At 64.2% G+C, this 26,103-nt stretch carries 33 protein-coding genes; 11 read left to right on the forward strand and 22 right to left on the reverse strand.

The features are described from left to right. The 4 genes from GTO19_RS15630 to GTO19_RS15645 form a co-directional block, all read right to left on the reverse strand. Entirely contained in the window at positions 1 to 621 is a 621-nt protein-coding gene (locus GTO19_RS15630) for an SCO family protein (protein WP_291022753.1), read from the reverse strand. Continuing rightward, a complete protein-coding gene (locus GTO19_RS15635) occupies positions 618 to 1,289 on the reverse strand; it encodes a thioredoxin domain-containing protein (RefSeq protein ID WP_291022755.1) in 672 nt (223 codons plus the stop codon). Before GTO19_RS15635 ends, GTO19_RS15630 begins: the two co-directional genes overlap by 4 nt. Further along, positions 1,286 to 1,687 carry a disulfide bond formation protein B gene (locus tag GTO19_RS15640; protein WP_291022758.1) on the reverse strand — a complete coding sequence of 134 codons (402 nt, stop codon included), beginning with the start codon at positions 1,685 to 1,687 and terminating at the stop codon, positions 1,286 to 1,288. The genes GTO19_RS15635 and GTO19_RS15640 overlap by 4 nt, the downstream gene beginning before the upstream one ends. A gap of 62 nt (positions 1,688 to 1,749) precedes the next feature. After that, a complete protein-coding gene (locus GTO19_RS15645; protein WP_291022760.1) occupies positions 1,750 to 2,355 on the reverse strand; it encodes a TlpA disulfide reductase family protein in 606 nt (201 codons plus the stop codon). 186 nt (positions 2,356 to 2,541) lie between these two features. Between GTO19_RS15645 and GTO19_RS15650 the strand changes: the two genes are divergently transcribed. The 5 genes from GTO19_RS15650 (at position 2,542) to GTO19_RS15670 (ending at position 7,998) form a co-directional block, all read left to right on the forward strand. Continuing rightward, on the forward strand, positions 2,542 to 4,239 hold the full coding sequence (locus GTO19_RS15650) for a phage integrase family protein (RefSeq protein WP_291022897.1): 1,698 nt from the start codon (positions 2,542 to 2,544) through the stop codon (positions 4,237 to 4,239). Between the two features lie 295 nt (positions 4,240 to 4,534). Further along, positions 4,535 to 5,134, forward strand: a complete 600-nt coding sequence (locus GTO19_RS15655; protein WP_291022762.1) for a hypothetical protein — start codon at positions 4,535 to 4,537, stop codon at positions 5,132 to 5,134. Continuing rightward, complete coding sequence (locus GTO19_RS15660; RefSeq protein ID WP_291022765.1) at positions 5,131 to 6,237, forward strand: XRE family transcriptional regulator; 1,107 nt, start codon at positions 5,131 to 5,133, stop codon at positions 6,235 to 6,237. Before GTO19_RS15655 ends, GTO19_RS15660 begins: the two co-directional genes overlap by 4 nt. 115 nt (positions 6,238 to 6,352) lie before the next feature. After that, positions 6,353 to 7,369: a hypothetical protein gene (locus GTO19_RS15665; RefSeq protein ID WP_291022767.1), complete on the forward strand. Its 1,017-nt coding sequence runs from the start codon at positions 6,353 to 6,355 to the stop codon at positions 7,367 to 7,369. Then, complete coding sequence (locus tag GTO19_RS15670; RefSeq protein ID WP_291022769.1) at positions 7,366 to 7,998, forward strand: GTP pyrophosphokinase family protein; 633 nt, start codon at positions 7,366 to 7,368, stop codon at positions 7,996 to 7,998. The genes GTO19_RS15665 and GTO19_RS15670 overlap by 4 nt, the downstream gene beginning before the upstream one ends. A gap of 201 nt (positions 7,999 to 8,199) precedes the next feature. Here GTO19_RS15670 and GTO19_RS15675 read toward each other — a convergent pair whose 3' ends face one another. The 6 genes from GTO19_RS15675 to GTO19_RS15700 form a co-directional block, all read right to left on the reverse strand. Beyond that, complete coding sequence (locus tag GTO19_RS15675; RefSeq protein WP_291025877.1) at positions 8,200 to 8,382, reverse strand: hypothetical protein; 183 nt, start codon at positions 8,380 to 8,382, stop codon at positions 8,200 to 8,202. 136 nt (positions 8,383 to 8,518) lie between these two features. Then, complete coding sequence (locus tag GTO19_RS15680; protein WP_291022774.1) at positions 8,519 to 8,785, reverse strand: hypothetical protein; 267 nt, start codon at positions 8,783 to 8,785, stop codon at positions 8,519 to 8,521. A gap of 2 nt (positions 8,786 to 8,787) precedes the next feature. Next, positions 8,788 to 9,615: a metallophosphoesterase gene (locus tag GTO19_RS15685; RefSeq protein WP_291022776.1), complete on the reverse strand. Its 828-nt coding sequence runs from the start codon at positions 9,613 to 9,615 to the stop codon at positions 8,788 to 8,790. Positions 9,616 to 9,675: 60 nt separating this feature from the next. Further along, positions 9,676 to 10,440: a metallophosphoesterase gene (locus tag GTO19_RS15690; protein WP_291022778.1), complete on the reverse strand. Its 765-nt coding sequence runs from the start codon at positions 10,438 to 10,440 to the stop codon at positions 9,676 to 9,678. Between the two features lie 297 nt (positions 10,441 to 10,737). Then, complete coding sequence (locus tag GTO19_RS15695; RefSeq protein WP_291022780.1) at positions 10,738 to 11,154, reverse strand: hypothetical protein; 417 nt, start codon at positions 11,152 to 11,154, stop codon at positions 10,738 to 10,740. Then, complete coding sequence (locus GTO19_RS15700) at positions 11,151 to 11,921, reverse strand: HAD domain-containing protein (RefSeq protein ID WP_291022783.1); 771 nt, start codon at positions 11,919 to 11,921, stop codon at positions 11,151 to 11,153. Before GTO19_RS15700 ends, GTO19_RS15695 begins: the two co-directional genes overlap by 4 nt. A 293-nt stretch (positions 11,922 to 12,214) precedes the next feature. Between GTO19_RS15700 and GTO19_RS15705 the strand changes: the two genes are divergently transcribed. After that, positions 12,215 to 12,628: a hypothetical protein gene (locus GTO19_RS15705; RefSeq protein ID WP_291022786.1), complete on the forward strand. Its 414-nt coding sequence runs from the start codon at positions 12,215 to 12,217 to the stop codon at positions 12,626 to 12,628. Positions 12,629 to 12,653: 25 nt separating this feature from the next. Further along, positions 12,654 to 12,854, forward strand: coding sequence for a hypothetical protein (locus GTO19_RS15710; RefSeq protein WP_291022788.1), 201 nt, complete (start codon positions 12,654 to 12,656; stop codon positions 12,852 to 12,854). Here the strand turns inward: GTO19_RS15710 and GTO19_RS15715 are convergent. Together GTO19_RS15715 and GTO19_RS15720 are read right to left on the reverse strand one after the other, a co-directional pair. Further along, positions 12,842 to 13,585 (reverse strand): 3'-5' exoribonuclease, encoded by a 744-nt coding sequence (locus GTO19_RS15715; RefSeq protein ID WP_291022789.1) that lies wholly within the window; start codon positions 13,583 to 13,585, stop codon positions 12,842 to 12,844. The two genes, GTO19_RS15710 and GTO19_RS15715, sit on opposite strands and share 13 nt — an antisense overlap. Next, complete coding sequence (locus GTO19_RS15720; RefSeq protein WP_291022792.1) at positions 13,582 to 14,166, reverse strand: hypothetical protein; 585 nt, start codon at positions 14,164 to 14,166, stop codon at positions 13,582 to 13,584. Before GTO19_RS15720 ends, GTO19_RS15715 begins: the two co-directional genes overlap by 4 nt. A 63-nt stretch (positions 14,167 to 14,229) precedes the next feature. Between GTO19_RS15720 and GTO19_RS15725 the strand changes: the two genes are divergently transcribed. After that, positions 14,230 to 14,586 (forward strand): helix-turn-helix transcriptional regulator, encoded by a 357-nt coding sequence (locus GTO19_RS15725; protein WP_291022794.1) that lies wholly within the window; start codon positions 14,230 to 14,232, stop codon positions 14,584 to 14,586. A 244-nt stretch (positions 14,587 to 14,830) separates the two neighbouring features. On the opposite strand, the gene GTO19_RS15730 is transcribed toward GTO19_RS15725, so the two are convergent. After that, on the reverse strand, positions 14,831 to 15,064 hold the full coding sequence (locus GTO19_RS15730) for a helix-turn-helix transcriptional regulator (protein WP_291022796.1): 234 nt from the start codon (positions 15,062 to 15,064) through the stop codon (positions 14,831 to 14,833). A gap of 714 nt (positions 15,065 to 15,778) precedes the next feature. Between GTO19_RS15730 and GTO19_RS15735 the strand changes: the two genes are divergently transcribed. Then, on the forward strand, positions 15,779 to 16,237 hold the full coding sequence (locus GTO19_RS15735) for a hypothetical protein (RefSeq protein ID WP_291022798.1): 459 nt from the start codon (positions 15,779 to 15,781) through the stop codon (positions 16,235 to 16,237). Between the two features lie 375 nt (positions 16,238 to 16,612). On the opposite strand, the gene GTO19_RS15740 is transcribed toward GTO19_RS15735, so the two are convergent. The 8 genes from GTO19_RS15740 to mltG all read right to left on the reverse strand — a co-directional run bounded on the left by GTO19_RS15740 (position 16,613) and on the right by mltG (position 23,437). Continuing rightward, entirely contained in the window at positions 16,613 to 18,124 is a 1,512-nt protein-coding gene (locus GTO19_RS15740) for a tripartite tricarboxylate transporter permease (RefSeq protein ID WP_291022801.1), read from the reverse strand. A gap of 19 nt (positions 18,125 to 18,143) precedes the next feature. Beyond that, positions 18,144 to 18,629, reverse strand: coding sequence for a tripartite tricarboxylate transporter TctB family protein (locus GTO19_RS15745; RefSeq protein WP_291022803.1), 486 nt, complete (start codon positions 18,627 to 18,629; stop codon positions 18,144 to 18,146). 110 nt (positions 18,630 to 18,739) lie between these two features. After that, positions 18,740 to 19,378 (reverse strand): ankyrin repeat domain-containing protein, encoded by a 639-nt coding sequence (locus GTO19_RS15750; RefSeq protein ID WP_291022806.1) that lies wholly within the window; start codon positions 19,376 to 19,378, stop codon positions 18,740 to 18,742. Positions 19,379 to 19,431: 53 nt separating this feature from the next. Then, complete coding sequence (locus GTO19_RS15755; RefSeq protein ID WP_291022808.1) at positions 19,432 to 20,238, reverse strand: TatD family hydrolase; 807 nt, start codon at positions 20,236 to 20,238, stop codon at positions 19,432 to 19,434. 73 nt (positions 20,239 to 20,311) lie between these two features. Next, positions 20,312 to 20,683 carry a PilZ domain-containing protein gene (locus tag GTO19_RS15760; protein WP_291022810.1) on the reverse strand — a complete coding sequence of 124 codons (372 nt, stop codon included), beginning with the start codon at positions 20,681 to 20,683 and terminating at the stop codon, positions 20,312 to 20,314. A 95-nt stretch (positions 20,684 to 20,778) separates the two neighbouring features. After that, positions 20,779 to 21,786 (reverse strand): DNA polymerase III subunit delta', encoded by a 1,008-nt coding sequence (locus GTO19_RS15765; protein ID WP_291022812.1) that lies wholly within the window; start codon positions 21,784 to 21,786, stop codon positions 20,779 to 20,781. Then, a complete protein-coding gene (gene tmk / locus GTO19_RS15770) occupies positions 21,783 to 22,424 on the reverse strand; it encodes a dTMP kinase (protein WP_291022900.1) in 642 nt (213 codons plus the stop codon). The genes GTO19_RS15765 and tmk overlap by 4 nt, the downstream gene beginning before the upstream one ends. 5 nt (positions 22,425 to 22,429) lie before the next feature. After that, positions 22,430 to 23,437, reverse strand: coding sequence for an endolytic transglycosylase MltG (mltG, locus tag GTO19_RS15775; RefSeq protein ID WP_291022814.1), 1,008 nt, complete (start codon positions 23,435 to 23,437; stop codon positions 22,430 to 22,432). Positions 23,438 to 23,512: 75 nt separating this feature from the next. Between mltG and GTO19_RS15780 the strand changes: the two genes are divergently transcribed. Together GTO19_RS15780 and GTO19_RS15785 are read left to right on the forward strand one after the other, a co-directional pair. Then, positions 23,513 to 24,427, forward strand: a complete 915-nt coding sequence (locus GTO19_RS15780; protein ID WP_291022816.1) for a folate-binding protein — start codon at positions 23,513 to 23,515, stop codon at positions 24,425 to 24,427. A 1-nt stretch (position 24,428) separates the two neighbouring features. Further along, complete coding sequence (locus tag GTO19_RS15785; RefSeq protein WP_291022818.1) at positions 24,429 to 25,250, forward strand: NRDE family protein; 822 nt, start codon at positions 24,429 to 24,431, stop codon at positions 25,248 to 25,250. Here GTO19_RS15785 and GTO19_RS15790 read toward each other — a convergent pair. Then, on the reverse strand, positions 25,237 to 26,103 hold the full coding sequence (locus GTO19_RS15790; protein ID WP_291022820.1) for a YbgC/FadM family acyl-CoA thioesterase: 867 nt from the start codon (positions 26,101 to 26,103) through the stop codon (positions 25,237 to 25,239). The genes GTO19_RS15785 and GTO19_RS15790 overlap by 14 nt on opposite strands.

Genomic DNA, 26,103 nt, shown 5'->3' on the forward strand with positions numbered 1-26,103 from the left:
TTACGCCTCCTTCAAAAGCTTGCGCACATCGGAGGCCAGGGCTTCCGGCTCCAAGCCATAGCGTGAATACAGCCGCACGCGCCCCTTGGTGTCGAAGATGAAGGTCACGGCCGAGTGCTCCATCACGTAGGCGCTCGGCGTCTTGCCCTCGATCCTCTTGTAGTAGATCTTGAATTCCTTCGCGACTTCCGGCAGCTGCTGTTCCGTCGGCACGAGGGCCAGGTACTGCGGGTCGAAATTGCGCATGTAGGCCTGCAGCACCGCGGGTATGTCGCGCTGAGGATCCACGGTGATGAAGACCACCTGGAGCTTTTTGCCGTCGTCTCCGAGCAGCTGCTTGACGCGCGTCATTTCGGTCAAGGTGGTGGGGCAAACGTCGGGGCACTGCGTGAATCCGAAGAACACGGCGACGACGCGTCCGCGAAATTCCTGCAACTTGCGCAATCGGCCGGTGTGATCGGGCAAGGAGAAGTCGCGCGCATAGTCGGCTCCCGTGATGTCGACGCTCTTGAATTCGCGACTGGGCTGGGGCAACCAGAACGCCAGGGCTCCGGCTGCAAGCGCCGAACTCCCTGCGATCAGCAGTGCACGCCGGGGGACTGGTGACACGGTCTGGCTCACGGTGCGCTCCCGGATTGGCCGTACACCCGGCGGACCTCATCTTGCACCAGCTGCTTCAGCTCGTCTGCGCCGAAACGCTTGAGCGGCCTGCCATTCACGAAGAAGCCGGGTGTGCGTGTGACACCCAGAGCCCGCGCATCCGCGAGGTCCTGCTCCACCCGCGCACGCACCGCCGACGAAGCAGCATCCTCGCGCGCCTTCTGCAAGTTCAGGCCGGTGCCATCGAGGAGGTCCCAGATCAGGTCCGGGCGCGGATTGTGGTCCGCGCCCCAGGTGCCTTGGTCGCGCAGCAACCGTTGTGTCACCGGCCAGAACAAGCCCTGGAGCCGAGCGGCCTCCATCGCGGCCACGGCGGTATCGGCGCCGGCGTGGAATGGCGTGTAGCGGACCACCAGCTGGACGCGTCCCTGGTGCGAATCAACGATGTCCTTGACCAAGGGATAGAAGGCGCGACAGGTTTCACATGCGGGGTCCAGGAATTCGACGATCCGAACCTTGGCGCCGGCGGGGCCGTAGGTCGGTGAATGGGGGCGATTGAACACGGAATCGGCCTTGGCGGCCAACTCCACCAGGCGGCGCTCCTCCAGCCACGAATGGCCGAACGCGCCCAGGACAAAGACGAGCAAGAGCGCAGCAGCGCTGACGACCATGATGCGCTGCCGGTTCATGTGCGTCCCTCTTGCCCGCGGGCAGCGAGGAGCAGCGCGAGGATCAAGCTGAACGCGAGCAGCGACATCAGCGGAATCGTGAGGAAGCCGGCGACTCGCAAATCGACTTGTGCACACGAGAGGCCCTTGCTGCACGGCTGAAGGCTGGCGGGGATCCAGCCGCCGTATAGCAGGGTGTGATACCCGGCCACCAGCCACCCGGCAGAGGCCAGGCCCAGGCCATACAAAATGCTGCCAGCGTCTTCGCGGGACAACCCGATGCCCAAGACCAGAACCAGAGGGAACATCGCGATACGCTGGTACCAGCACAGCAGGCAGGGCTGCAGTTGCATCACCTCGCTGAAGAATAGGCTGCCCAGCGTGGCAGCCAGACTGGCCAGCCATGAGAGCAGCAACAAGAGCCACGCTCTGCGAGGCATTTTGAGAGCCGCCGATGATGCAGCGGTGGCTTGTGCGGAATTCAGGTTGGCTCCTTGAGATAGGACTGGATCAATTCGAGTGCTGGCTTCTCATCCCAGGGCGCCGCACCGGACAGTCGGCCAAGCTCGCGGCCTCGCGCGTCGATGAGCAGCGTTGTCGGAACCGTCGTGACGCGCAGCGTGCTCAAGGCCAGCCCCTGCGAGTCCGTGTAGGCGCCGAGCGTGCCCGCCTTGATCTGCCTGAGAAACGCCTCGGCCTTGCCCGGCGAGTCGAGGGCCAGTGCGATCACGACGAATTTGTCGCCACCCAAGCGGGCATTCAGGCGGTCCAGGGCAGGCATTTCCTCACGGCACGGGGGACACCAGGTCGCCCACAGGTTCAGGAGGACAAGCCGGCCGCGGAAATCGGCCAGGCTGGCCGGTCTGCCGGCCGGATCCGAGAACTTCAAGTCCGGAAGGGGACGTGGGGCGCCCCATCGTTCGAACTTCTGGCCGCCGAGCTCAACGGCTTTCGATGCCACTGGCGCGCCGGCGAACGCGTCGCCTTGAAGGGAATCCCCTTCCATGGCGATGTGCGTGAAGAAACCTAAAGCAACAAGTGCCAGCAGGGCAACACCAATGACAGAGACTCGGAAAGTGCGGGGCATGGCAACCGCGCCGATTGGACATCCTCTACTAGGTAGAGAGTCAAGCGCGGGCGAGTGCTCAGCCGGATTTCCAGTAGAGGAGTGGCTTGCCTCGGCGCGCCGACGCCTAAGCGTGGCCCGTGGACGCGTTTTCGCCTGCTATACGGATAATCTCTCTTATCGCAATAGCGGCATCGGCGGGCTAAACTGTCGCTCGTGAAAAGTTCGCCGTCTTCGCGGGGCGTGGTGGACGACTTCCCCGAGGAGTCTTCTCTGGCGGCGCTGCGCGCCTGGCACGAGGGCCTGAGCGCGCGTGAGGCCGTCGCTCGCTACCTCGGCGCCAAGAAGGCCGATGGACAATCGTCGCGCTCGATGCTCGGGCGCATTCGCCGACGGCTGGCCAACATCGCGCGGCAGCGTCACCGCGCCGATCTCGCCGAGTTGTTCGAAACGTCGGCCGCCCAGCGGATGCTGCATGCGCGCGCTGTCAACGCGGCAATCGAGCAGTTGCGCCGCGCGCCTGAACCGCAGCCACTGATCGATGATCCGGTGGAGCGCTGGCTGCCTGCGCGCATCGCCGCTGCCGTGCGGGCGCATGGCCAGCGCACGCTGGCGGATTTGACGGTGCGTGTTCCACGCCGGCGGCGCTGGTGGGTTGGAATTGCCGGCCTCGGACAGTCTGGCGCGCGTGCGGTGGAGGACTTCTTCGGGCGCCATCCCGAACTCACCGAGCGGGCCCGCGCGCTCATCGTGCGGGATGGCCCGCAGGACATCGTGCCCTGGGAGCGCCTGGTCCTCCCGCACGAAGTCGATGGCTCGCGCGGCACATTCCGCGCGCCGCGCTCGACCTGCACGCTGAGCGCGAACAATGACTACGAGGCGGTACAAGCCTGGCTGGCGCTGCATGAGTCCGAGGCCACGCAGCGCGCCTATCGCAAGGAAGCCGAGCGCCTGATCCTTTGGGCCATCGTCGAACGTGCTCGGGCGCTGTCCTCGCTCACGACCGAGGATGCCGTCGCGTACCGAACTTTCCTGCGACATCCGTCGCCGCGCGCGCGATGGGTGGGTCCGCCGCGGCCGCGGTCCTCACATGAGTGGCGGCCCTTTGCCGGCGATCTGTCGGCGAGATCGAGGGCCTATTCGCTGTCGGTCGTTGGCGCGCTGTACCGGTGGCTGATCCAGCAGCGCTACCTCCTGGCTAACCCCTTCGCTGGGTTGAAGGTGCGCGGAGCGTCGCGCACAGCACCGCTCGCGGCCAAGCGGGTCTTCAGCGAAGGGGAATGGGCGCTGATCCAGAGTGTCGCGGAAGGCCTGGAATGGTCGTACGGCTGGGAGTTAGCGGCCGCGCAGCGACTGCGCTTCGTGCTGGATTTCGCGTACGCGACCGGCCTGCGCGTAGGCGAACTCGTGGGCGCGACGCTGGGCATGATCGAGGTCGATGGCGGTGGCGATCATTGGCTCAATGTGGTCGGCAAGGGCAACAAGGCCGGCAAGGTCGCCTTGCCGCCGCTCGGGCGCGCCGCGCTGGACCGCTACCTGGCCCAGCGTGGGTTGTCGACGACGCGTGCGCGGTGGGATCCTGCGACGCCATTGGTCGGCAGCTTGTCCCAGGACAGCCCATCCGGCGTCACGGCAACGCGCGTGTGGGCCGTCATGAAGCGGTTCTTCCTGCAGGTGGCCGAACTCGTCGAAGAGGAGAACCCCGCGGCCGCAGAGAAGTTGCGGCGCGCCAGTCCGCACTGGATGCGCCACACCCACGGCACGCACGCGCTCGCACAAGGCGCCGAGCTCACGACCGTGCGCGACAACTTGCGGCATGCGTCGATATCGACGACATCGATGTACCTCCATGGCGACGACACCAAACGCGCGCGCCAGCTCGGGAAGGTGTTCGCGACTCGATGACTGCCGATTCGCGGTCTTTGTACTTTGGCGGTCGATTTTTATGGAAAGTACAAATTATCGGTTTTGGCTAAAACTGGATAAACGCACGTCGGGTCGTCAACTTGAGTACGGAGTGTCAATTTGCAGGAAAAGCACGGCATCCTGCGGCTCACCCAAAGCCGCAGGGCATTGATTCATAAGGGAATTTTTCGGTCAAGCGTGTCAATCTGCACCGAAGGGACGATTACCCCGACATGGTTGACGAAAATCCAGAGATGCACAAAAATCGCGTTGACGTTTTTCCGGATTTGCACAAATGAATCTGCCGCTGCCTGCGACCTTTTATCCCGTCCTGACCTCCGAACGCCTGCAAACGGTAGCTCGTTGGCTGCTTGAAGAGCTCTACGCCACCGAGGACGACTTGTCTCGTTTCACGGACAGTCGCTATACCCGTGGATGCACCACCTTTGGCCGCCAGCGCAAGCGCATCATCAAGGAGGCGTTGTCGGGCAAGCACGACTGGCTGGAACTGTCGAGCAGCAAAAACGACCTCGTGTTCAAGATCGGCGGTGTGCCGTGCCGCTTCAGCAACGACGATCCTTCGAACCCCACCAAGGAGGCCGTAACCACCGCGAATCGCTATCAAACGGATTTTCTGGAGTTCGTCGAGCAGGGCGAGCCTGGCCGATTCTGCTTTGTCGTCGATCGTGGTGTAAGCGAGGCCGACGCCCCTCGCGTTGAGTTCCTTGGTTTCTCGCCGAGTGACTCCGTGGCCTGCCGCTGGGTATCGGATACCGTGCGCGTGCTTAGGGTGGAGGGTAATCCGTCGCTCGCACCGAGCGTACCGGTGGCCAAGCCTCAGATTGGACCCAAGCGCCGCGATGAGGGCGATGCAGCAGCAGAAGCCGTGCGATGAGCGCGTTCATTGGCAGCAACCTTCGACTCATTCGCCTCTTTCACGATCTGTCACTCACGGACCTGGGCGAGCAGGTCGGTGTGTCCAAGCAGTACCTGAGCCGCCTCGAGACGGGCGCGGAGACCGTCTCCTCCCAACTGGAGACAGTGCTGGCCGATGCGCTTCAAGTGCTGCCGGAGTTCTTCCGCGAAGTCGACACCAACCCGATCGCCGACGAGCAGTGCCACTTTCGCCGTCAACTGACGACCAAGGTCGCCCAACGCCAAGTGGCCCGTGCCCGCGGTGAGGTGCTCAAGCGCCTGGTGGGGGTGCTCGACGAGCATGTCGAGCTACCGCGATACCAGGTGAGCGCTACGGATGCGGAGACCAACGAGGCCATTGAGAAGGCCGCTGAAGCGTTTCGCGCACAGTTCGGTTTGGGGTTCGGCCCTTTGAGCAACGTCACACGCATCGCGGAGAACGCGGGCGCGGTGGTCATGCGCGTGCACGGCTTGGCTCACGAGATAGACGCCATCTCCTTTGCGACCAAGAGACCCTTGATCGCGCTCAACGACGATGGCAGATCTGCCTGCCGGGAGCGCTTCGGCGTTGCGCACGAGCTGGGGCACTTCTCGATCCACCTCGGTGTGTTGACAGGAGACAAGCTCACCGAGGCCCAGGCCAACCGGTTTGCTAGCGCGCTGCTGATGCCGCGTGCAGCATTTGCTTCCGAATGTGGCCTCGCCCTGCGCGGCTCGCGATTGAACTGGAGTGGCCTATCGGAGCTGAAACTGCGTTGGGGCGTCTCCAAGGCCGCGATCATTTTTCGCGCCCGCCAACTGGGTGTGCTTACCGATGATCAAGCTCGCTCCGGGTACGTTGGCCTGAATCGTCACGGAGAGGCCCTGAAGGAGAGCGAAGACCACCTTGTTGCTCATGAGGCACCCGAAGTCGTCGCGGAAAGCCTCAAGGTCATGGAGGAGCACTTTGGGATTCCGCAGGCCACTGTCGCGCGCGAAATGCGTGTGCAGCCCAGGTTGCTACAGGAGTTGTTAAAAACTCCTCACTCAACGCTGAAAAGTAACGTCATCAGTCTGCATCACACAACCAGGCTTGCGTCCTGACGGTCGGTCAGGGGGAGACTGCGCAAAAGCTCTTGGACTATCGGTGTACTCGAGGGCGCAGCTTGGGTGACAGCGACGGGGTTTCCACTTAGCGAGCAAACAAGGGGAGGAGCATATGGCGGTTGACACGATATTCAGCTTTCTGACCTATCCGCGTCGCAACCGGCCAGAAGAGCCGCTGGCACCAGGCGTTCAAATCCCCATCGCAAACGACAAGCTCTGCAGCATGTTGGGAGGTGTGTTCAACAACGCAGGGAATGATTGCGTTGTTCCTGTGATATTTTCGTCCGACGACGCTCAGGTCAACCCTGTACGAGACGAACTGCTTGCACTCGTTGCTCGACCAAACTTGCGGACCGCCACCCCGTTGGCAGCCCGGTTGCAACTCTCCACGTCAGGGCAGTCTGGCATGGGACTGCTCTTCATCTGCCTTGGCGACGATGGCGGTCGAAGACGCGTGGTTCTGTCGCGCTTTCCTGCCGACGAAGGCATCGTGGCTGAAAGGAACGCGGCGCAACTGACGGTCCAATTCGTCGAACAGGTCTTCCTGAAGAGCGCATATTCCTACAAGGCCGCGACCTACGTCGCGACGGGTCGCGCGGATCAGCTGTGGAGTGGGCACATCGTTGATCGCCAGATCAACGCGGGGAGCAAAGCGGTCGCGGACTACTGGATCATTGATTTCTTGAAGTCTGACTTTGCGACCACAGCCGCAGCCGGGACCAAAAGGCTTGCGAATGCCATGAAGGATGCCATCGCGTCGGTGACTTCAGTCGAAGTCAAAACACAAATTGCCGCGGCAGCGCAGCTTGCGGGCAATTTGCCGGCCCGTACGATGAGCATCTCTGACTTCTGTGACCGCTTCGGATTTGCGCCAGAAACCAAGGAAGCTGTACTCAGTAAAGTGAAGCCATCCAGACTGGTAAATGAGCGTTTTCGCTTTGACGCTGGCGAATTCGCCAGCCACATTAAGTACAAGCAAGTTGAGCTTGACAACGGCGCGGTACTGACGGCTCCGGCCGACCGCTTCGAAGATGTATTCCAGGCGACCCAGCGTCGAGGGCACGGAGCCCAGCACACCTTCTCAACCACCGGCCTCGTTATCGACGAACGACTGAAGAAGACCAAATGAGCAGCGAAGCTTTACTGGCCGAGTACAAGGATCGTCACACACGACTCCTTGTGCCGCTGGCAGCCCGCGTAGCGGATCACCTGCAGGATCATTTGAGGGGCATCGAACGAATAGATCGAATTTCGGCACGTGCAAAGAGCCCGGATAGGTTTCTGCAGAAGGCTCTCAAGACCAACGAAGATGGCCAAGCGAAGTACGATTATCCCTTCGAGCAGATCCAGGATCTTGTGGGTGCGCGTGTCGTCGTTTTCTACAAGCAGGACGTGGACGTAGTGAGTCAAGTCATCGAACGCTACTTCAACTCCATTGAACGGCGCATGCTCATCCCCGAGTCTGAGAGCGAATTCGGTTACGTCGGAAAGCACTTTGTGCTTGCATTGCCAGAGGACGTCTTCGACGACGGCGCTGATCGCGATCGATCTCCAGTCTTTTTCGAACTGCAGGTGAAAACGCTCTTCCAACATGCATGGAGCGAGGCAGGGCACGACATGGCCTATAAGCCGGAGAAGCCCCTCACCCCACTGCAGAAGAGACAAGTTGCGTTGACCGCTGCTCAGGCATGGGGATCAGACATGCTTTTTGCGCAGCTTCACTCTGAACTGGATGGCGCACCGCCAGCGGCAAACTGAGTCGCGCGAATCGCTCTAACCCGGCACCATCCTGTACCTGCGCGCTACCACGGGGGGCATGGCCCAAGCCCAACCCCGAGAGGTCCAGGCCTTCATTCTTTCGCTGGATGTCAGGCTTCTTCCAGCGGGACGGTCGCAGGTCGTGGAAATTCGAACCCGCTGCCGACTTCCGACTGAAGGCAATGAATCGGGCTTGGCGTCTCATGATGTCGCTCTGTGCAGGTCCTCTTCAGCAAGCTCCAGGAATAGCGCGGCCAGTTCTTCCGTTCCGAGATTTCGCAGCGCAGGATTGGCTGCACGCCCGAGCAGGAACTCGGTTCCGGTACTTCCACCGAAGACCTCTTGCCTCGTACGCAGAAAGTCCTGATAGAGCACCAGATTCACACCGCGCGATTGGTACATAGAGATCGCGGCCCGGTGCATCGCCTGATACCTGGGTGGAATCTGGTCGGAAAATCCAGCCGTGAGATCGGAGGGGGGCTTTGGTGGAGGCATAAGCAAGTAGTCCGCTTGGCGGACGTCACGACAACCCAGATCGGCGCTGCTCGCGAATGTGGTTCAGGATGAGCATGTTCATCTCCCGAGGGGTGATGACTCCGCGCTCCGTGAGCTTCACCAGGGCGAGCTCTGTGGCATCGAGCCTGACGTCATCGCCTGAGAGCTCAGTCAGTTTCTCTGCGAATTGATCGAGTTTTGTTCGCACTACGACCACGCCATGCTCGCGTGCAAGATCTGCCACGAATCCGGCGACGTTGGCAGTCGGCAGCGGGTCAGGTGGCTTGGCCATGTTCAGACCTCGATCTGCAGCGTTGGATGGAAGTTCTTGTTCTCAAAGCCGCCGCTGAACATGGGGTACCCACGCGGATTTAGAACGACTTCGGTTCCGTTGACGACGTAGCGCTGGCTGTCGTGCATATGGCCATGGATCCAGTACCGGCTGCGGCCCATCAAGTGTTCGAGATCTGAAGCGAAGGCCGGCGTCAGCCCATCGGCCTGATACCTCGGATGGATCGACTTTCTGTGCGGTGCGTGGTGGGTCACCACGATCGTTCTCGCTGAATCTACCGCGGCCAGCTCATCGCTCAACCAGTCGACAGTCATCGCATGGATTTTCGCGGAATCGATCGGTAAGAATTTGCGCGAGCGAGAGGGTGACTGACCCGGGTATACGCCAATCTGGTACGCCTCTTCTTCGCCACGGGGCAGGTGGGTCTTGATGGCACCGAAGTCGTTCAGACCGTAGTACGCCTCCTCCATCGAAAACTCCAGCTCATCGAACAGCTTGAAGTCGGTCCACAGGGTTGCGCCTAGAAAGGTGATGCCCGAGATCGTCGCCCGGTCGCGCTCGAGCAAACGCACGCCTTCGCTCTTCGCTGCGGCGCGCAGGTCCTCCAGTCGCAGCTCGTAAACCGCCCCATAGAACTCGTGGTTGCCCACCACGTAGACGACTTCTTTGCTTGGGAACGCCCTGCGGGCCCACGCGATGCCGTCGTTCCCCGCGGCGATGTCCCCCGCCAGGATGACCACGTCGGCACCGTCGTCGATCGGGCGACCGTTGTGCATGAGATCGAAGCCACAAAACTCCAGATGAAGGTCTGAGAGAACGAGGGCGCGCATGGTGGACACGTACAAAGTGGGGCAAACTAGGCTGTCAGAGAGCACATGGTGCGAGGGCGTTCATGACCGTCCGACCCTTCGTTCGTCCAGTTCACCTGGCCGGATGACCACCATCTCGCCGGCGCTGGTCAGGCCGCTGATCCCACGCAGTCCAACGCCGTGGCTCTTGAACCCTTGACCCTCCCAGCTCGCTGAGCTGTCCAGCCGATCGTGCTGGTGGCCATGCACCACCAGGCGCACGCCCATGGATTGGGCCAGGGTATCCAGGATCGTAAATCCGTAGGGGTGGTATCCGGGCGCCTCATGCGTCACAAGCACATCGGCTTGCAGGTCCACAAGGCGGTCCACCACGGCGGGGTAGATCGAGCTCCAGTGCTTGCGGTGCTGCATGCCCCGCCATCGATCCTGGCGGGGAGTGCGCGCGGCGTGCTCCTGGGCGCTGCGAAAGGCCGGCTGGCCATTGAGCTTGGATCCTGGGTCTGGGTGCCAGACCGCCTCGCGGAAGACTCCGCCGAGCCCGGCGACCCGCACGCCATTGGGCAAGGTCACCACTCGACCATCGAGATTGCGGGCCGCCAGCTCGTCATCCCACAAGTGCCTGAAGCTGGTCTCGCTGTCCGTGTCATGGTTGCCGTGGATAAGCCACGTGATCTCACGGAAGGGCGCCATCAGCTCACTCAGCGGCGCCAGCGCTTCCAGATCACCAAGCAATACCACTGCTACAGCCTGGTGTTGCTCGGCGGCCTCCAAGATGTGCTCGAAACGGCCGTGGGGGTCGCCGCAGAACAGAATCATTGAAACGGCTTTCCGGCGAACGGTGAGCATTGTCTGAGCGCCCGACCACACCCATTGCAATCGCCGACCATCTCGGCAGCCAACCGCTCGATCGGGAGCTCAAGCATCGCCTCCCAGCGCTCGATGTAGTCGAGCCAGCAGACCTCTGTTTCACGCCACGTTCGTACCCAGGCACGAGCCCTCGCGAGGAGCAATCGGAGGACTTCTTCGTCCGCGGCTAGGAGCCGCGAAGCGACCTCTTTATGCCGATTCAACTTGGCTTCTTCCACGAGCCTCTGCTGGGCACGGGCGCGAAGCCGTAGGAGGCGCTCTGCGGGTGTGATTGCTTCAGGCCTTCTCATCTTGAGCCTTTCGTAGAGCACGGACAGCCTCCTTGTGCTCCTCCAAGCTGCGGGCCCCTTCTGGCATATGGTCAGGGCATCTGCATTGAACGTACCCTGCAGAGACCTTGACCACCCCTGGCTGACCGCACACCTCGCAAATGTGGAGTGAAGCCTGTTCGGCTTCTGCGATGGCATCGGCATGCTCCGTCGTCCCCTCGCTCACATAGAAGCGCAGACCCCCGAACTTCTCCTTTACCTGGCGAGCCACCACCTGAGAGCCGGTTCGATCGGAGACCTCCTGAAGCCTCGCGCACAGCGCGTCGATCAGATCGAACCAGCCGTCTCGGCACCAGAGTCGCTCTCGATGTTCGAAGATCTTCGGATATCGCTCGAACAGCTGTTGGTTGTGTTCGTGGTTCATGCTGTCCTCTGCTTGCGCCCCATGCGCATGGCCCCGAAGAGGGCGGCACGTTGTCCCGCGCTCATGCCATGGAATCCCTCTTTCCAGTCCGGAAAACTCACATGCTCAGGCTTCATGCCGCGCGCAAGAAGCGCCAGGCCAAGCTCTGCCGCATCGGCGTGGCGAAGGGTCTCTCGCTTGTTGCCGTACGTGATCTCAGCAAGCAGCTCGTCACCGCTGGCCGTGACGACACAGCTCAAGTGCAGATGTTCCTCTGCACGCGCCCCGCGTTCGCGCGCCAACGTGACCTCGGACACTCGCGCCAAGGCCTCGCAGAGACGCTCTTCCAGACGCATCAGGTCCTCGAGCTGCAGCCCCTTGCTCCCGTCGACCAGCAGCAGCTGGGGGCAACCAGGCTGGAACAACGCTTTCTCGTCTTCGAGGGCAATCCACTCTTGGCCTGGCGGGCAGTGAGTGCGCATCCATTGTTCGCACTCGCGCTGGCGGACGAACTCCGTGTCCTGCTCTAGAACCGGTGTGCTGCCGACGATCCGAGCGCGCAGATCTTCATCGAAGAGCTCGACGAGGTCCTCGAAATCGAAGACCTCACGCCAGGAACTCGAGATGACTACCTCTAGTCGAGGATGGCGGCGTATCGATTGTTGTAGCTGCGGTAAGGCCGTGAACTTCTCAGCTCCTGGGGCACGGCGATGCAGCACGCCATCGACGTCCAGGAACAGCGTGACGTCGCCCCGCGGTGAACTTGAAATAGGTGATGTCTTGCCCACGCTCGATTCAGTGGTTGATCCGTTCAGAACAACACAGACTATCGAATCGAGCCTATAAAAACAATGGTGACCGTTTATGGGACGAAGCCAGGTGACCATCTTTGAGAAATTCGCAATCGAAGCCGAACTGATGCGGTGGAATAGACTCATTCATTCCTTGCAGAAATCTGCATCTGACCCGGCCGTGGGCTTCGCCTTACGCATCGCTTCCGGCACGTCAGCTCCATTCACCCGCATTCAATACCTTCGCAGGAGCGTCCTTGGTGACAAACACTGAACGAGATACATCACGCATGAGCGCGACTGAACTCCGTGAATACGCGGAGCAGCTGATGAAGCAGGCAGAGGAGCAGTCAACCAAGGAGTTCGAGTCCACGATGAACTTCCTCTCAGACAAGCTCGCCCACATGGGAAAGACCAAGAAAGACGCCGTCGTCCATTTGATCAAGATGATGAAGTCTTTCGAGGCGGAGGCGACGCTGGCGGAACTGGTTGGCCGCCCGCCCGACACACGGCCCAAGGAGCGCAATGACCTCGACAGTGCCGGCAATCCTCCTGAAGTGGGCGTGACGTATCAGCTGCCGTCCGGAGAGACCTGGATCCGAAAGAGCAAGGCTGGCGCGACGAAGAAGGAGTTCGCAGCTCACGCGAAGACCACAACGTGGATGGCTATGAAGACTATTCACTCTTCAAAGCCCGCTCCGTAGCCCATCCCAGCCAAGAAAGACGAGTATGAGCGCCGATCGTCTCAATCCTGAAGAACTCAGAGCCAGCATGCGCCTGACGCTGACTGTCATCATGGCCCCTCGCATCGCCCGAGGTCTGTCTCTGGACCGCGAACGGGTGAGGGCAATCCAGGGCCTGCTTGAGGAGCGTGTGACGGTGTACATGGTGAAGCGCAAGACCTCCGCGCCCGTCAGTCAGCCGCGCTGACCCAGCCAACCAGCCCTCAGTCCCAGCGCGTCGTGCAGGGCATGGTGCCGAGTGACACCGTTGTCCTGAAAGTATTTGCTTTCAGCCGCATTGAAGACCGGATCAGCGTGGTAGTTTGCTAGCGAGAGCGGCCTGGCCAGGACGTTTTTGGGCAGCTCACCTTCTAACGCGTCCAGGAGCAAATCCCGATCATGTGCCGAGTCGCAGGCCAATAGGATCCTGCCGTGCAGACTAGCGAGCCAAGAGTAGAGTTCGCGCGAAAGTGCTTCCCTCGTGAAAATCCGATCCGGCCACTTGCCGAGAAGTGGTACGACAGCCTGTCGAACGAACTCGCTGCAGGCTACAGCGCGATAGTCGCTGCGCTCGGCGTAGAAGGTATGGTGGCCATCCTCACTTACAAGCCCGATCGAGATGAGCTCGATGTCGAGGAAATCCGTGAATTCGGTGTCGAAGAAAAGGATCATTGCTACCAGGAAGCGGGCGGGATCTCGGAATCGGCCATGGTTCTGCATGTGCACCTCTTCGATGCGCCTCTGCTCCAGCCAAATCGAGATGGCCTCGTTGACGGTGTCGGACATCCGCGTTTGACCGTCCACGACCCAGCAGATGTCGCGTCCGTTGAACAAGAGGAAGCCCTGACTTGGCTTGATTAGTTGGTCGTACTGCTCTCTGCCGTTGAAGAACCCGAGCCCGATCTCTTTGCGGATCTCGAAGTAGTGTTCCGCGCTCATTCAGTCGCCCGCGCGGCGCGTTGCTGACCACGACCGGTCCCCAGTGACCGCCGCCCCAGCGTCCCGGTCTTGACAGGCGGTAGCCGTAGCAACAACTCTGACTCGGCTCCGGCTGTTGGCGGATTTCCGCGAACCCACCCGTCGAACCTCTCCCCACTGGCGTCGATGAACGTCACGAACTTTCCGGTCGCGTCGGTATCCAGCCAAACCTCCGTGACTGTCCGTGAGGACCACTGACCCGTCGGCGATGACCAGGCCGGCATCATCGCGACGAGGCCGCGCACGCGGTTAGCCTCTATCGACTGCAGCGCTTCGGCCAAGTCCAACTCCCAGGCGATGCACAAGGTAAAGCTCATGCCGAGACTGACGCCTTCAGGATCTGGGTACGAGACCGTCAAAAGGAACCACGGCGCGTGCAGCGGTATCTCGACGATCCGCCAATGCTTGCTGCCTGGTTCTGCGAGCCCCTGCGGGACCTGAAACTCGTACTGAGGGAGCGAAAGAAACATCGGGCTGCTGCCGCGAACAGCGGGGTGTTCAGCGATTGAATTTTTTTGCCTGGTGGCAATTGTTCGCGGCATGCGGCCATATCCAGATTTTTGATACGAAGCCGGCTGGGCTACGGTGGAGACTGAGAGAAATCCATGGCCAAAACCCTGCATAGCCGCCACAACAAGATTTTTTTGGACAAGCTGCGCAAGCTTCGGGAATCCCGGGGCCTGCGTCAGGCAGACCTTGCGCTCTTGCTGGGCCGCAGCCAGGGCGCGGTCAGCTACGTCGAATGTGGCCAGACCCGCCTGGACATCATCGGCCTGCGCGACTGGCTGGAGGCGCTGGACTACGATTTCTTGCGCTTCCTGAAGGAACTTGACGTCGACCTTCGCCGGCTTGACGCTCTGCAACTGCGGGCGAAGCCCGGCAAGGCGGGCAAGCGGGCAGTGAGGCCGGCACCGTCACGGCTCAGCCAGCTATTTCAGCTCGACCCACTCAGCGAAAGATGACCGGCGTGATGCAGCAACCCGCCAAAACCCGCAGATGACCACTCCGGGCGAAAGGCGAAGAAATCCGATCTGAGGACGTGACGCGCTGGAGGCGCTTTCCCGCGACGCCGGCCTGCAGGCCAAATGGCGCGGGGAAGCTGCGGAGCAGCTCGGGCTTTATCCCTCAACGGACTTCCTCAGCCGCTGCGACGCCGGCGACTTGGTCCAGCTTCAGGCGTTTGTCGACCTGCTGACCAGCGCCCGGCTATAGCAGGCTGGGCAGTTGATGGCGTTGGATGCGCTCATCAAGCTTCTTGACGAAGGCCTCTAGGGTGGTGCCACAGGCATGGGTCCAGAGCGCCAACTCGAACACATCAACGCGCCGACGGCCGGCCTCGCAGCGACTGACGACGTCTTGACCAATCTGCATCCGCGCCGCCAGTTCCGATTGACTTAGCCCCGCACCCGTCCTGAGGGTGTTGAGTTCCTCGAGGAACAACTGATACTTCTCACTATAAAGCGGGCTTCTCATTCTGCTGCGGTTGCTTACGCGGCCGCGCAGGATCAGAGGGAAGTTGAATTATGGGAAAACGCCATAATTCAGATTGCGGTTTGGAGCTGACAACGATGCCGTTATGGCTGGCGAGCTCAAAAGAGGGCTAGCTGTTCGGTCTGCTGATCAGGCATATCGGCGCCGCCGCGCTGCGGAGCTCGGCCGGACGGATGCTTGCGGGTTCGAGGCTTGTCGGCGTTCCGCCTCGACGTGAGGTCTCGAGCGCCCCCGGGCTTTCATCCTGTGCCTCACACAGGTCAATTCGATTTGGACAGGCCCAGGAGGGGTTAAAGCTGGTCAACGGCCGCCGGCGACTGGGTTAACTGGGTCCGGATGCGCTCCGCCAAGTCCAGGTCAATTTGGTTCGGACAGGCCCAAGCATGGGTCAAAACTGGTTGGAGGTTGCCGGAGACAGGGTTAACTGACGCTGGGAACTGCCGCGAGCTAGAAAACTGCGGTGTCCAGGACGTTCCGGGCCCGTCCGCTCGGAAGTTAAGGTGGGTCTGCCACTCAGGCCTGACACGGGGGGAAGGTCAAGCGCGGATCGTCGCATCAGTATGTTTACATAATATACATCGTAGAACCAGTTTGAACGCTTGTTCAGGAACCAAGGATCTCGGCGGCTGCACACAGTGCCGCTTCAATCCATCGGGACCTGCCATGAATCTGGACGCCATCGAATCCTGTCTTGAACGCGCCGCAGAGCAATCCAGCGTGTGGGCAGTCATACGCGAAGCTGCCGAGGCCTCGTGGGTGATCGTTCTGCCAGACCAGTCGATGGTCGACGCCCAGTACGACCCTGAGCGCTGCGAGTTGCGGTTTCAAGTTGAACTCGGCCTCGTGCAAGACGCTACACAGCGCGCCGCCATCAACGAGCTGATCGTGCGCTGCCAGGGCGTGATCCCCGTGCCGACCATCAACCTGACCAGCGACCAGCGCTACGAACTGCTGACGCGTTGGCCCATGGACCCGGTATCACCCGAGGCGCTGGGCGCCTATTTCGACGACGTGGCCGCCCAAGCAAGCCTGTGGCGCGAGGTGGTCAATCAGCCACTCGCCGCTGTCGCTCCGCAAGTGCCCGACTCGCAAACCCTGCACGGACTCGATCTTCTGGTCTGAGACCCGATCACCTCCACACAGCGCCGCTATCGTTCATGCTCACTATCAACCCCGCAGCTTCATCTGCCGTTCTCCCGTCAGCCCTTGTTACCACCCCGAGTGGCACGCCGGTGCTCTACATCAGAGCTGGCGTGCCACCTGAGGCTCTAAGACGCTCCCTGCCGCCGCAGCGCTTGAATGCAGCGCAGACCATGGAGCGCCTGCAGCAGCTGTTCCGTGCCAACCTCAACAGCCTGCCCACTCTGCACCCTGCGAGCTTGCCTTGACCCACAAGCGGCTATTGACGAGCCGCTCCAGCAAGAAGCCCCTGGTTCGATCGACTCGAACCAGGGGCTTTGTTCATCGGGGGATGCAGCGGCCTTTGCTGCGATCCGGTCACTCCTCCACGAACGCCTCTTCCCTCTTCTTCTTCACCGATGGCAAGAGCACGATGATCAAGAGGAGAACCGCGACCACGAGCAAGGAAGCCGAGATGGGACGCGTGACGAAGACCGCCCAGTCGCCGCGCGAGATCAGCAGCGCACGGCGCAGGTACTCTTCCATCATCGGGCCGAGGATCAGGCCCAGCAGCAGCGGCGCGGGCTCGCAGCCAAGCTTGATGAAGATGTAGCCGATGAGGCCGAAGAGCGCGACCATCCAGACGTCGAAGCTGTTGTTGTTGGTCGAATACACGCCGATGGCGCAGAACAGCACGATCGCCGGATACAGCCACTTGTAAGGCACCGTCAGCAGCTTGATCCACATGCCGATCAGGGGCAGGTTCAGGATGATCAGCATGGCGTTGCCGATCCACATGGAGGCGATCAGGCCCCAGAACAGGTCCGGGTTGCTGGTCATCACCTGCGGGCCGGGCTGGATGTTGTGGATGGTCATGGCACCCACCATCAGCGCCATCACGGCGTTGGGCGGAATGCCCAGCGTGAGCAGCGGGATGAACGAGGTCTGCGAACCGGCGTTGTTGGCCGACTCCGGCGCGGCCACGCCGCGGATGTTGCCCTGGCCGAACGGCACTTCACCGGGCTTGAGCCTGGTCTTCTTCTCGATGGTGTAAGCCGCAAACGCGGACAGCAGCGAACCGCCGCCTGGAAGGATGCCCAGCGCCGAGCCAAGAGCGGTACCGCGCAGCACGGCGGGGAACATGCGCTTGAAGTCTTCGGCCGTCGGCATGATCCCGGTGACTTTGGCGGTGAAGACCTCGCGCTTGGACTCGTCGTGCGAGAGGTTGCTGATGATCTCGCCATAGCCGAACAGGCCCATGGCGATGACCACGAAGCTCACGCCGTCGGTGAGTTCGGGAATGTCGAACGAGAAGCGCGCCACACCCGAGTTGATGTCGGTGCCGATCAGACCGATCAGCAGACCCAGCACGATCATGGCCAGCGCCTTGATCAGCGAGCCGGAAGCCAACACGACGGCGCCGATCAGGCCCACCACCATGAGCGAGAAGTACTCGGCCGGGCCGAAGCTCAGCGCGATCTCGGTGAGCGGCGGCGCGAAGGCGGCCAGCACCAGCGTGGCGACGCAACCCGCGAAAAACGAGCCCAGGCCGGCGGCCGCCAGCGCGGGACCCGCCCTGCCCTTGCGCGCCATCTGGTAGCCGTCGATCACGGTCACCACCGAAGACGATTCACCCGGCAGGTTCACGAGGATGGCGGTGGTGGACCCACCGTACTGCGCGCCGTAGTAGATGCCGGCCAGCATGATCAGCGCCGACACGGGCTCCAGGCCATAGGTGACCGGCAGCAGCATGGCGATGGTGGCCAGCGGGCCCAGGCCCGGCAGCACGCCGATGAGCGTACCCAGCAGACAGCCGACGAAGGCGTACAGCAGGTTCTGCCCGGTGAAGGCGACGCTGAAGCCCAGTGAGAGGTGTTCGAGCAATTCCATGGTGTTGTTGTCTCCGTGATCAGTGGCCCAGGAACCACGGCAGAACCGGGAACTGCAGATTGAGGGCGTAAACGAAGGCGCCGTAGCTGCCGATGGCCAGGATCGTGGCCAGAATGACCGATTCCTTGAGCTTGTGGCCCGGGCGCGCGTAGCCCGAAATCAGCACGAGGCCATAGATGGCCACGATGAGGCCGAAGTGCGGAATGCCCCAGGACGGAATGCCCACCAGCAGCGCGCCGAAGGCCAGGTTGGCCCCGAGGATGAAGATGAGGGGACGCCAGGCGACGCTGCCGAGCGCTTGGTCACCGACGTGCTTGCCGAAGGACTGGAGCGTGATGACCACACCCAGAACGGCCAGCAGGATGCCCAGCAACAAAGGGAAATAGCCCGGCCCCATACGGGCCGCACTGCCGATATCGAAGTTGGTGGCGCCCACCCCGAAGGCTATGCCTACGATGGTGAACATGAGGCCGGACGCGAAGTCCTTCTGGCTCGCTATTTTCACGACGTCTGTCTCCTGGGGATGCAAAAAACCTGCGCATTGTCCGCGCATGACCGAGCGGCGGGCATGTGGGATACACCTATGGCTGACACCAGCCTGACTCGGCTTTGGTGCTACCAGCGGCCGGTCGACTGCTTGGCGCGGATGGCGGCGGCGATGGCGTCGGCGGTTTCCTTGCGGCCCGCCCGGTGCGCGAAGTCGATGGCACTCAGCCCCTGCTCGTTCTTCATCGCCGTGTCAGCGCCCTCCTCCAGCAAGAGTCGGACCACCTGGGGGTGGCCGTAGAGCGCGGCCATCATCAGCGGCGTGCTGCCGTTGGGCGACTGGGCATCGATGAAGGCGTGGTGCTCCAGCAGCAGGCGCACCACGGGCAGGCTGCGCTCGCTGGCGTGCGTGGCGGCGTAGTGCAGCGGCGCCCACCCGGGTTTGTTCACCTCGGCCTGGCGGTCGATGAGCCGGCGCACGAGTTCGAGCTTGCCCTTGAGCGCGGCCATCATCAGCGGCGACTCGCCCTTGGTGTTGCGGTGCTCGACCTTCACCTCGGGCCGGCTCAACAAGTACATGGCCACGCGATCGGACTCGTCGCGCAAGGCCAGATAAAGCGGGTGCTGGCCAGCGGGGTCCAGCGTGTTGAGGTCGAAGCCCCGTTGGGCCAGCTTCGCCAGGGTGTCCGGGTCGTTGCGTTTGATGGCAGAGAAGAAATCGTCGTACGAACTGGCCCAGGCGCTGGAGCCCAGCACCCCTATGGCCATAAGGCATTTCAAAACAAGGCGCTTTTTCATCTTTTTAATGCAGAACCTGAGGTTCAGGAGGCGATGACCCGAGAGAAAAGGCGTTCGAAATTGCGGCTGGTGGCCTCGGCCACGGCCTCCACCGGCAGGCCCTTGATCTCGGCCACCTGAGCGGCCACGTGCGGCACCAGGGCCGGGGTGTTGACCTTGCCCCGGTGCGGCACGGGCGCCAGGTAGGGGCTGTCGGTCTCGATCAGCAGCCGCTCCAGCGGCACCAGGCGCGCGGTTTCGCGCAGGTCGGCCGCGTTGCGAAAGGTGAGGATGCCGGAGAACGAGATGTAGAAGTCCAGATCGAGTGCGGCGCGAGCGACCTCGGCAGTCTCGGTGAAGCAGTGGAACACGCCCCGCGCTAGTGCACGACCGTCACCAGGACCAAAGCCGCCCTCTTCGCGCAGGATGTCCAGCGTGTCGTCCGACGCGCTGCGCGTGTGAATCACCAGCGGCAGCGCCGTCTGGCGCGCGGCGCGGATGTGCACGCGAAACCGCTCCCTTTGCCACTCCATGTCGGCCAGACCGCGATCGCCGAGGCGGTAGTAGTCCAGGCCGGTTTCGCCGATGCCCACCACCTTGGGGCGCGCCGCGCCGTCCAGCAAGTCCTGCAGGGAGGGCTCGATGACATCCTCGCTGTCGGGATGCACGCCCACCGTGGCCCACAGGTGGGCATGGTCGCGCGCCAGGGCGTGGACCTCGTCGAACTCTTCCATCGTGGTGCAGATGCACAGGGCGCGGTCGACCTTGGCGTCGGCCATGGCCTGCAGGATGGCCGGAAACTGCTCGCGCAGCTCGGGGAAATTCAGGTGGCAATGCGAGTCAGTGAACATCCGCCAATGATCCCCCAAAAACGAAACGCCTCGCGGCCAGGCGGCGGCGAGGCGTTTCGCGAGGCGAGCCGGTTCAGATCGTCTGCGTCTGGCGCTCGGAGTTCACGTTGGCGCCCAGGATCTCCTCGATCTTGAGCTTGAGCTGTTTCGATTTTTCGTCGGCCGGGAAGCGGATGCCGACACCCTGCGTGCGCCCGCCCTGGGCCTTGGCCGGCGTGACCCAGGCGACCTTGCCCGCCACCGGGTAGCGCTGCGGGTCGTCGGGCAGGCTCAGCAGCACGTAGACGTCATCACCCAACCGGTACTCGCGCGACGAAGGGATGAAGATGCCGCCGTCGGCGAACAGGGGCACGTAGGCGGCATACAGAGCGGCCTTTTCCTTGATCGAGAGCTGGATGACGCTGGGCCGCGCCGCGGCGCCGGTGGTGGACGGGTTGGTGCTCATGCGGTCGAGTGTAGGGGCTGGGGCCCGGCCGAAAGGCCGATAACAGAGCGCGAGGGTCGTGCAGTTTTCAGCGTGGCGATGCAGCCGGTTGCACTTCAGCGACCAGCGGTCGCCAGGGCCTGACGCGCCCGCGCAGCCCAGGCCTCCTGAAGCAGTCCGGCCTGGTACGGGTGCTCCACGCTGCGGGCGGCTTGCGTGAGTTCGTCAGCCCAGCGCGCCAGAACGCGCCAGGGCGGCGACGGCGGCAGCTGCTCGGCCGGAAAGAAGCGAGGCGCAGCGCCCGCCGCGCGCGCCATGAGGTCGTGACAGAGCTTCTGCAGCACGTCGAGTTGCTGCGCGGGTGCCTGCTCGCCCAGCACTTTCCAGTCGCCACGCGCCAGGGCTTGCGGCAGGCCGGCCCATTGCTCAGGCGTGAAGCCGCGGCGGGACAAGGCCAGTGCCTCATCGGGCCGGCCACCGGACGCGCGCCACCAGGCCTGGGCGGCGGCCGGCGTCACCTCGGCGGCCGCCTGCAGCCAGGGCAAGGCCTCGGCCTCGTCGGGCCACTGCAGGGTATGCGTCTGGCAGCGGCTGCGGATGGTGGGCAGCAGCAGGTGCGCGGCCTCGGTGGCAAGCACGAAGCGCACGCTCGGGCTGGGTTCTTCCAGCGTCTTGAGCAGGGTGTTCGCGGACTCGACGTTGAGCCGCTCGGCCGGGTAGACCAACACCACTTGCGTTCCGCCGCGCGCACTGGTGGTCTGGGTGAAGGCCACGGCCTGACGCGCGGCCTCCACGCGGATGGCCTTGCTGGGTTTGCGCTTCTTGTCATCGAGCTCGCGCTGGGTCGATTCGTCCAGCGGCCAGGCCAGTTCCAGACTCAGGGTCTCGGGCATGAGCACGCACAGGTCGGCGTGCGTGCGCACGTCGATGGCGTGGCAACTGGGGCACTCGCCGCAGGCGCCATGGGGCCGAGGCCGCTCGCACAGCCAGGCGCGCGCCAGGGCCAGACCCAGTTCGTACTGCCCCAGGCCCGACGGCCCGGCCAGCAGCACGGCGTGGGTGCGCCAGGACAGCAGCGATTCCAGCTGGCGTTGCAGCCAGGGGGCCAATGGCGATTCCCTCATGCGGGCAACCAGCCCCGTTGCAGGAACGCGTCCCGCACGATCGACGCCACGCGCTCGCGGGGCTGGTTCGCGTCGATGCGCACGAAGCGCGCGGGCTCGGCCTGGGCGCGCGCCGCATAGCCCGCGCTGACCCGCTCGAAGAAGGCCTGCGGTTGCGCTTCGAAGCGGTCGGGCACGCGGGCGCCGGCCAGGCGCTCGGCCGCCACCGCAGCCGGCAGGTCGAACCACAGGGTCAGGTCGGGCTGGCGCAAGCCACCGTCGGCGCGCGCCTGCACCCAGCGCTCCAGTTGTCCGAGAACGGCCATGTCGAACCCGCGCCCGTGGCCCTGGTAGGCGAAGGTGGCGTCGGTGAAGCGGTCGCACAGCACCACCTCGCCGCGCGCCAGCGCGGGCTCGATCACCTGCTGCAGGTGGTCGCGCCGGGCGGCGAACATCAGCAGCGACTCGCTCAGCGGGTCCATCGGGTCGTTGAGCACCAGGGCGCGCAGCTTCTCGGCCAGCGGCGTGCCTCCTGGCTCGCGCGTCAGCACCACGCGCCGCCCGGCGGCGTCGAAAGCCTTCGCCAGCATGTCGATGTGCGTGGACTTGCCGGCACCGTCGATGCCTTCGAAGCTGATGAACAGGCCAGTGGACGACATGGACATCAGCGGCGCAGGATGAAGCGGCGCACGGCGGCGTTGTGCTCGTTGAGCGTGGCGCTGAAATGGCTGGAGCCATCGCCGCGCGAGACGAAGTACATGGCGTTGGTGCGGGCCGGCTGCACCGCCGCCATGATGGACGCCATGCCCGGCAGGGCGATGGGCGTCGGCGGCAGGCCGGCACGTGTGTAGGTGTTGTAGGGCGAGTCGGTCTCCAGGTGCACGCGGCGCAAGTTGCCGTTGAACGCGTCGCCCAGGCCGTAGATCACGGCCGGATCGGTTTGCAGCCGCATGCCGATGCGCAAGCGATTGGCGAACACGCCGGCGATGCGCCCGCGGTCGGCCGGCTGCCCGGTTTCCTTCTCGACGATGCTGGCGAGGATCAGCGCCTCCTCGGGCGACTGCAGCGGCACGCCCGGATCGCGTTGCGCCCAGGCCTGGGCCAGGCGCTCGTCCATGGCGCGCGCAGCCTGGCGCAGCACGGTGGACGCGGGCGTGCGCTTGGTGACGCGGTAGGTGTCGGGGAAGAAGCGGCCCTCGGGGTGCTGGCCCGGGTAGCCGATGCGCTCCATGGTCTGCTCCGGGCTCAGGCCTTCCAGGTCCTGCGTCAGGTCGGGCGAGCGGCGCAGCGCGTCGATGGCCTGGCGTGCGGTCCAGCCCTCGATGATCTGGGCGTTGACCATGGCTTGCTCGCCGCGCACCAGCTTGTTCAGCAGGCTGCGCGGCGTGGTGCCGGGGGCGATTTCGTAGACACCGGCCTTGATGCCCCGCGACTCGCCGGAGAGGCGGAACCAGGCGTACAGCAGCGCGGCGGGCGCCTGCACGCCGGCGGCCTCGATGCGGTTGGCGGCCGTGCGCGCCGAACTGCCCGCCGGGATGTCGAATTCGAGCGGCGCGCTGTCGCTGGCCGTGGCCGGCAGGCTCAGGGGGCGGTGCACCCACCAGTGGCCGGCCATGTAGGCCAGGACGGCGAGCAGCAAGGGGACGACCACCAGGTTCTTGAACAGGCGCATGTAGGCGTGCTGAAGGCAGGGAGAAGGCGCCGGGCGGCGACGGCGCGACAGACGGACCATGATAATTCAGCGCGCATGTCCCAAGTCACCCCCCTCCCCCGCCTGCACGGCGTGGCCCTCCTGCCATCGCTCGGCGTGATCGCCGCCGAGGGAGACGAGGCCGCGTCCTTCCTCCACAGCCAGCTCACGCAGGACTTCGCCCTGCTCGGCGTGAGCGAGGCGCGACTGGCCGCCCTGTGCACCGCCAAGGGGCGCATGCTGGCCAGCTTCGTCGCCTTCAAGCGCGCGCACGACCGCATCCTGCTCGTCTGCCGCCGCGACCTGCTGCCGGCCACGCTCAAGCGCCTGCAGATGTTCGTGCTGCGCGCCAAAGTGAAGCTGCGCGACGCGAGCGATGAGTTCGCGCTGCGTGGCCTGGCTGGCGACGCCGTGCCCGCCGGGCTGGGCACCGCACCCTGGAGCCACCTGGCCGACGGCGACGTGAGCCTGGTGCGCCTGTACCCCGCCGCAGACACGCCGCGCGCCCTGTGGGTGGGGCCGGCCGACGCAACGCCCGGTGGTCCCGCGCTCACCGAAGCCCAATGGGACTGGCTGGAAGTGACCAGCGGCGTGGCAACCCTGAGCCAGCCCGTGGTCGAAGCCTTCGTGCCCCAGATGCTCAACTACGAGTCGGTGGGCGGCGTGAACTTCAAGAAGGGCTGCTACCCCGGCCAGGAGGTGGTGGCGCGCAGCCAGTTCCGCGGCACGCTCAAGCGCCGCGCTTATGTGGCGCACGCCGACGCGCCGCTGCAGTCCGGCCAGGAGGTCTTCCACGGCAGCGACGCCGAGCAGCCCACCGGCACCGTGGTGCAGGCCGCGCCCAACCCGCAAGCTGGCTGGGACGCCATCGTCTCCATGCAGACCGGCTCTGCCGACGGCGCACCCTTGCGCGCGGGCGAGGCCACGCTGCACCTGCTGCCGCTGCCCTACCCCTTGCTCGACGACATCTGAGATGTGCCTGATCGCCTTCGCGATCGATGCCGCGCCCGGCGTGCCCCTGCTGGTGGCCGCCAACCGCGACGAGTACTGGGCCCGCCCCACGGCCGCGCTGCACCGCTGGGCGCTGGACGACGGCACCCCCGTTATCGCCGGGCGTGACCTGCGCGACGGCGGCACCTGGCTGGGCCTGGGCCCGAGGGGGCGCATCGCCTGGCTCACCAACGTGCGCCAGCCCGCCGCCGAGCACCGTGGGCGCAGCCGGGGCGAACTGGTCTCGCGCTGGCTGCAGAGCGACACCGACAGCACCGGTTTCGTCGAGGCCCTGGACCCCGCCGCCTACGCTGGCTTCAACCTGGTCGTGGGCGACCTGCACCGCGGCGAGTGGGCCTGGATCGGCAACCGACGCCCCGACGCGCCGCACGCCGAGCAGGCACCCGAGCGGCACTGGCGGGCCATCGGCCCCGGCGTGCACACCCTGTCCAATGCCACGCTGAACACGCCCTGGCCGAAGGCGCGGCGGCTCGCCAAAGCCCTGGGCGATGCGCTCGACAGCCGCGACGAGCAAGCGATGCCGCTGACCGGCGCGCTCATCGACACCACACCCGCGGCCGACGCCGAGCTGCCGCGCACCGGCGTGCCCGACACGGTGGAGCGCGTGCTCTCCAGCCCCTTCGTGCGCTGGCCTGACCAGGCCTACGGCACGCGCTGCTCCACCCTGCTGCGCCTGGGCGCCGACGGTGAGCTGCGCATCGACGAATGGACCCACGACGGCGCCGCCGCCACGCCCGCGCTGTCCGCGCAGGCGCACCGGCAAGAGCGGGTCAGAGTGACTTGACCATGGTCTGGTGCGGGATGCCGGCTTCCTCGAACGCCTCGCCGCGCGGCGCAAACCCCAGGCGCGCATAGAAGCCCACCGCGCTGCGCTGCGCGTCCAGCACCACCTCGCGGTCGCCGCGCGCGCGGGCCGCGTCCATCAGCCCGATCAGCACCCGCTTGCCCAGGCTGCCGCCGCGCAGCACGCGGTGCACCGCCATGCGACCGATCTTGCCCACCCCGGGCGCCCCACGCAGCAGCCGGCCCGTGGCCACCACGCGGCCCAGGCGGTTGCGCGCCACCGCGTGCACCGCCGTCGCGTCGGCCGCGTCCATCTCCAGTTCCAGCGGAATGCCCTGCTCCTGCACGAACACCTCGGCGCGCAACTGCCGAGCGCCCTCGCCCAGCTCGGCCCAGGAGCCCACGCGCAGGTCCAGCATGTCCTCGCCCGCCTCGTGGCCCAGCAGGATGTCGCGCAGCGCCTGCGGCACGGGGCGCGAGCGCTGCGTCGCCGGGTCGGCAAACACGTAGACGATCTCGCCCGTGATGAGGTGCTCGTCGCCCCGGAAGATGGCCCCCGTGAAGGCCATGGAGCTGGTGCCCACGCGGCTGCATTTCATCGCCACGTCGATCTGCTCGTCCGCGCGCGCCGAGGCGTGGTACTCCACCGTGGCCTTCACCACGTACAGGTCGCCGTCCAGCGAATGCATGGACTCCTCGTACGGCAGCGCCAGCGCGCGCCAGTAGTCGCTGATGGCGGTGTCGAAGTACATCAGGTAGTGCGCGTTGAAGACGATCTTCTGCATGTCCACCTCGGCCCAGCGCACGCGCAGGCGGTGAAAGAAGCGGAAGTCGTCGCGGGTCAGTCGGTTCAT

Source organism: Hydrogenophaga sp., from assembly GCF_011772445.1.
In the GTDB taxonomy this organism is placed as follows: Bacteria; Pseudomonadota; Gammaproteobacteria; order Burkholderiales; family Burkholderiaceae_C; genus Hydrogenophaga.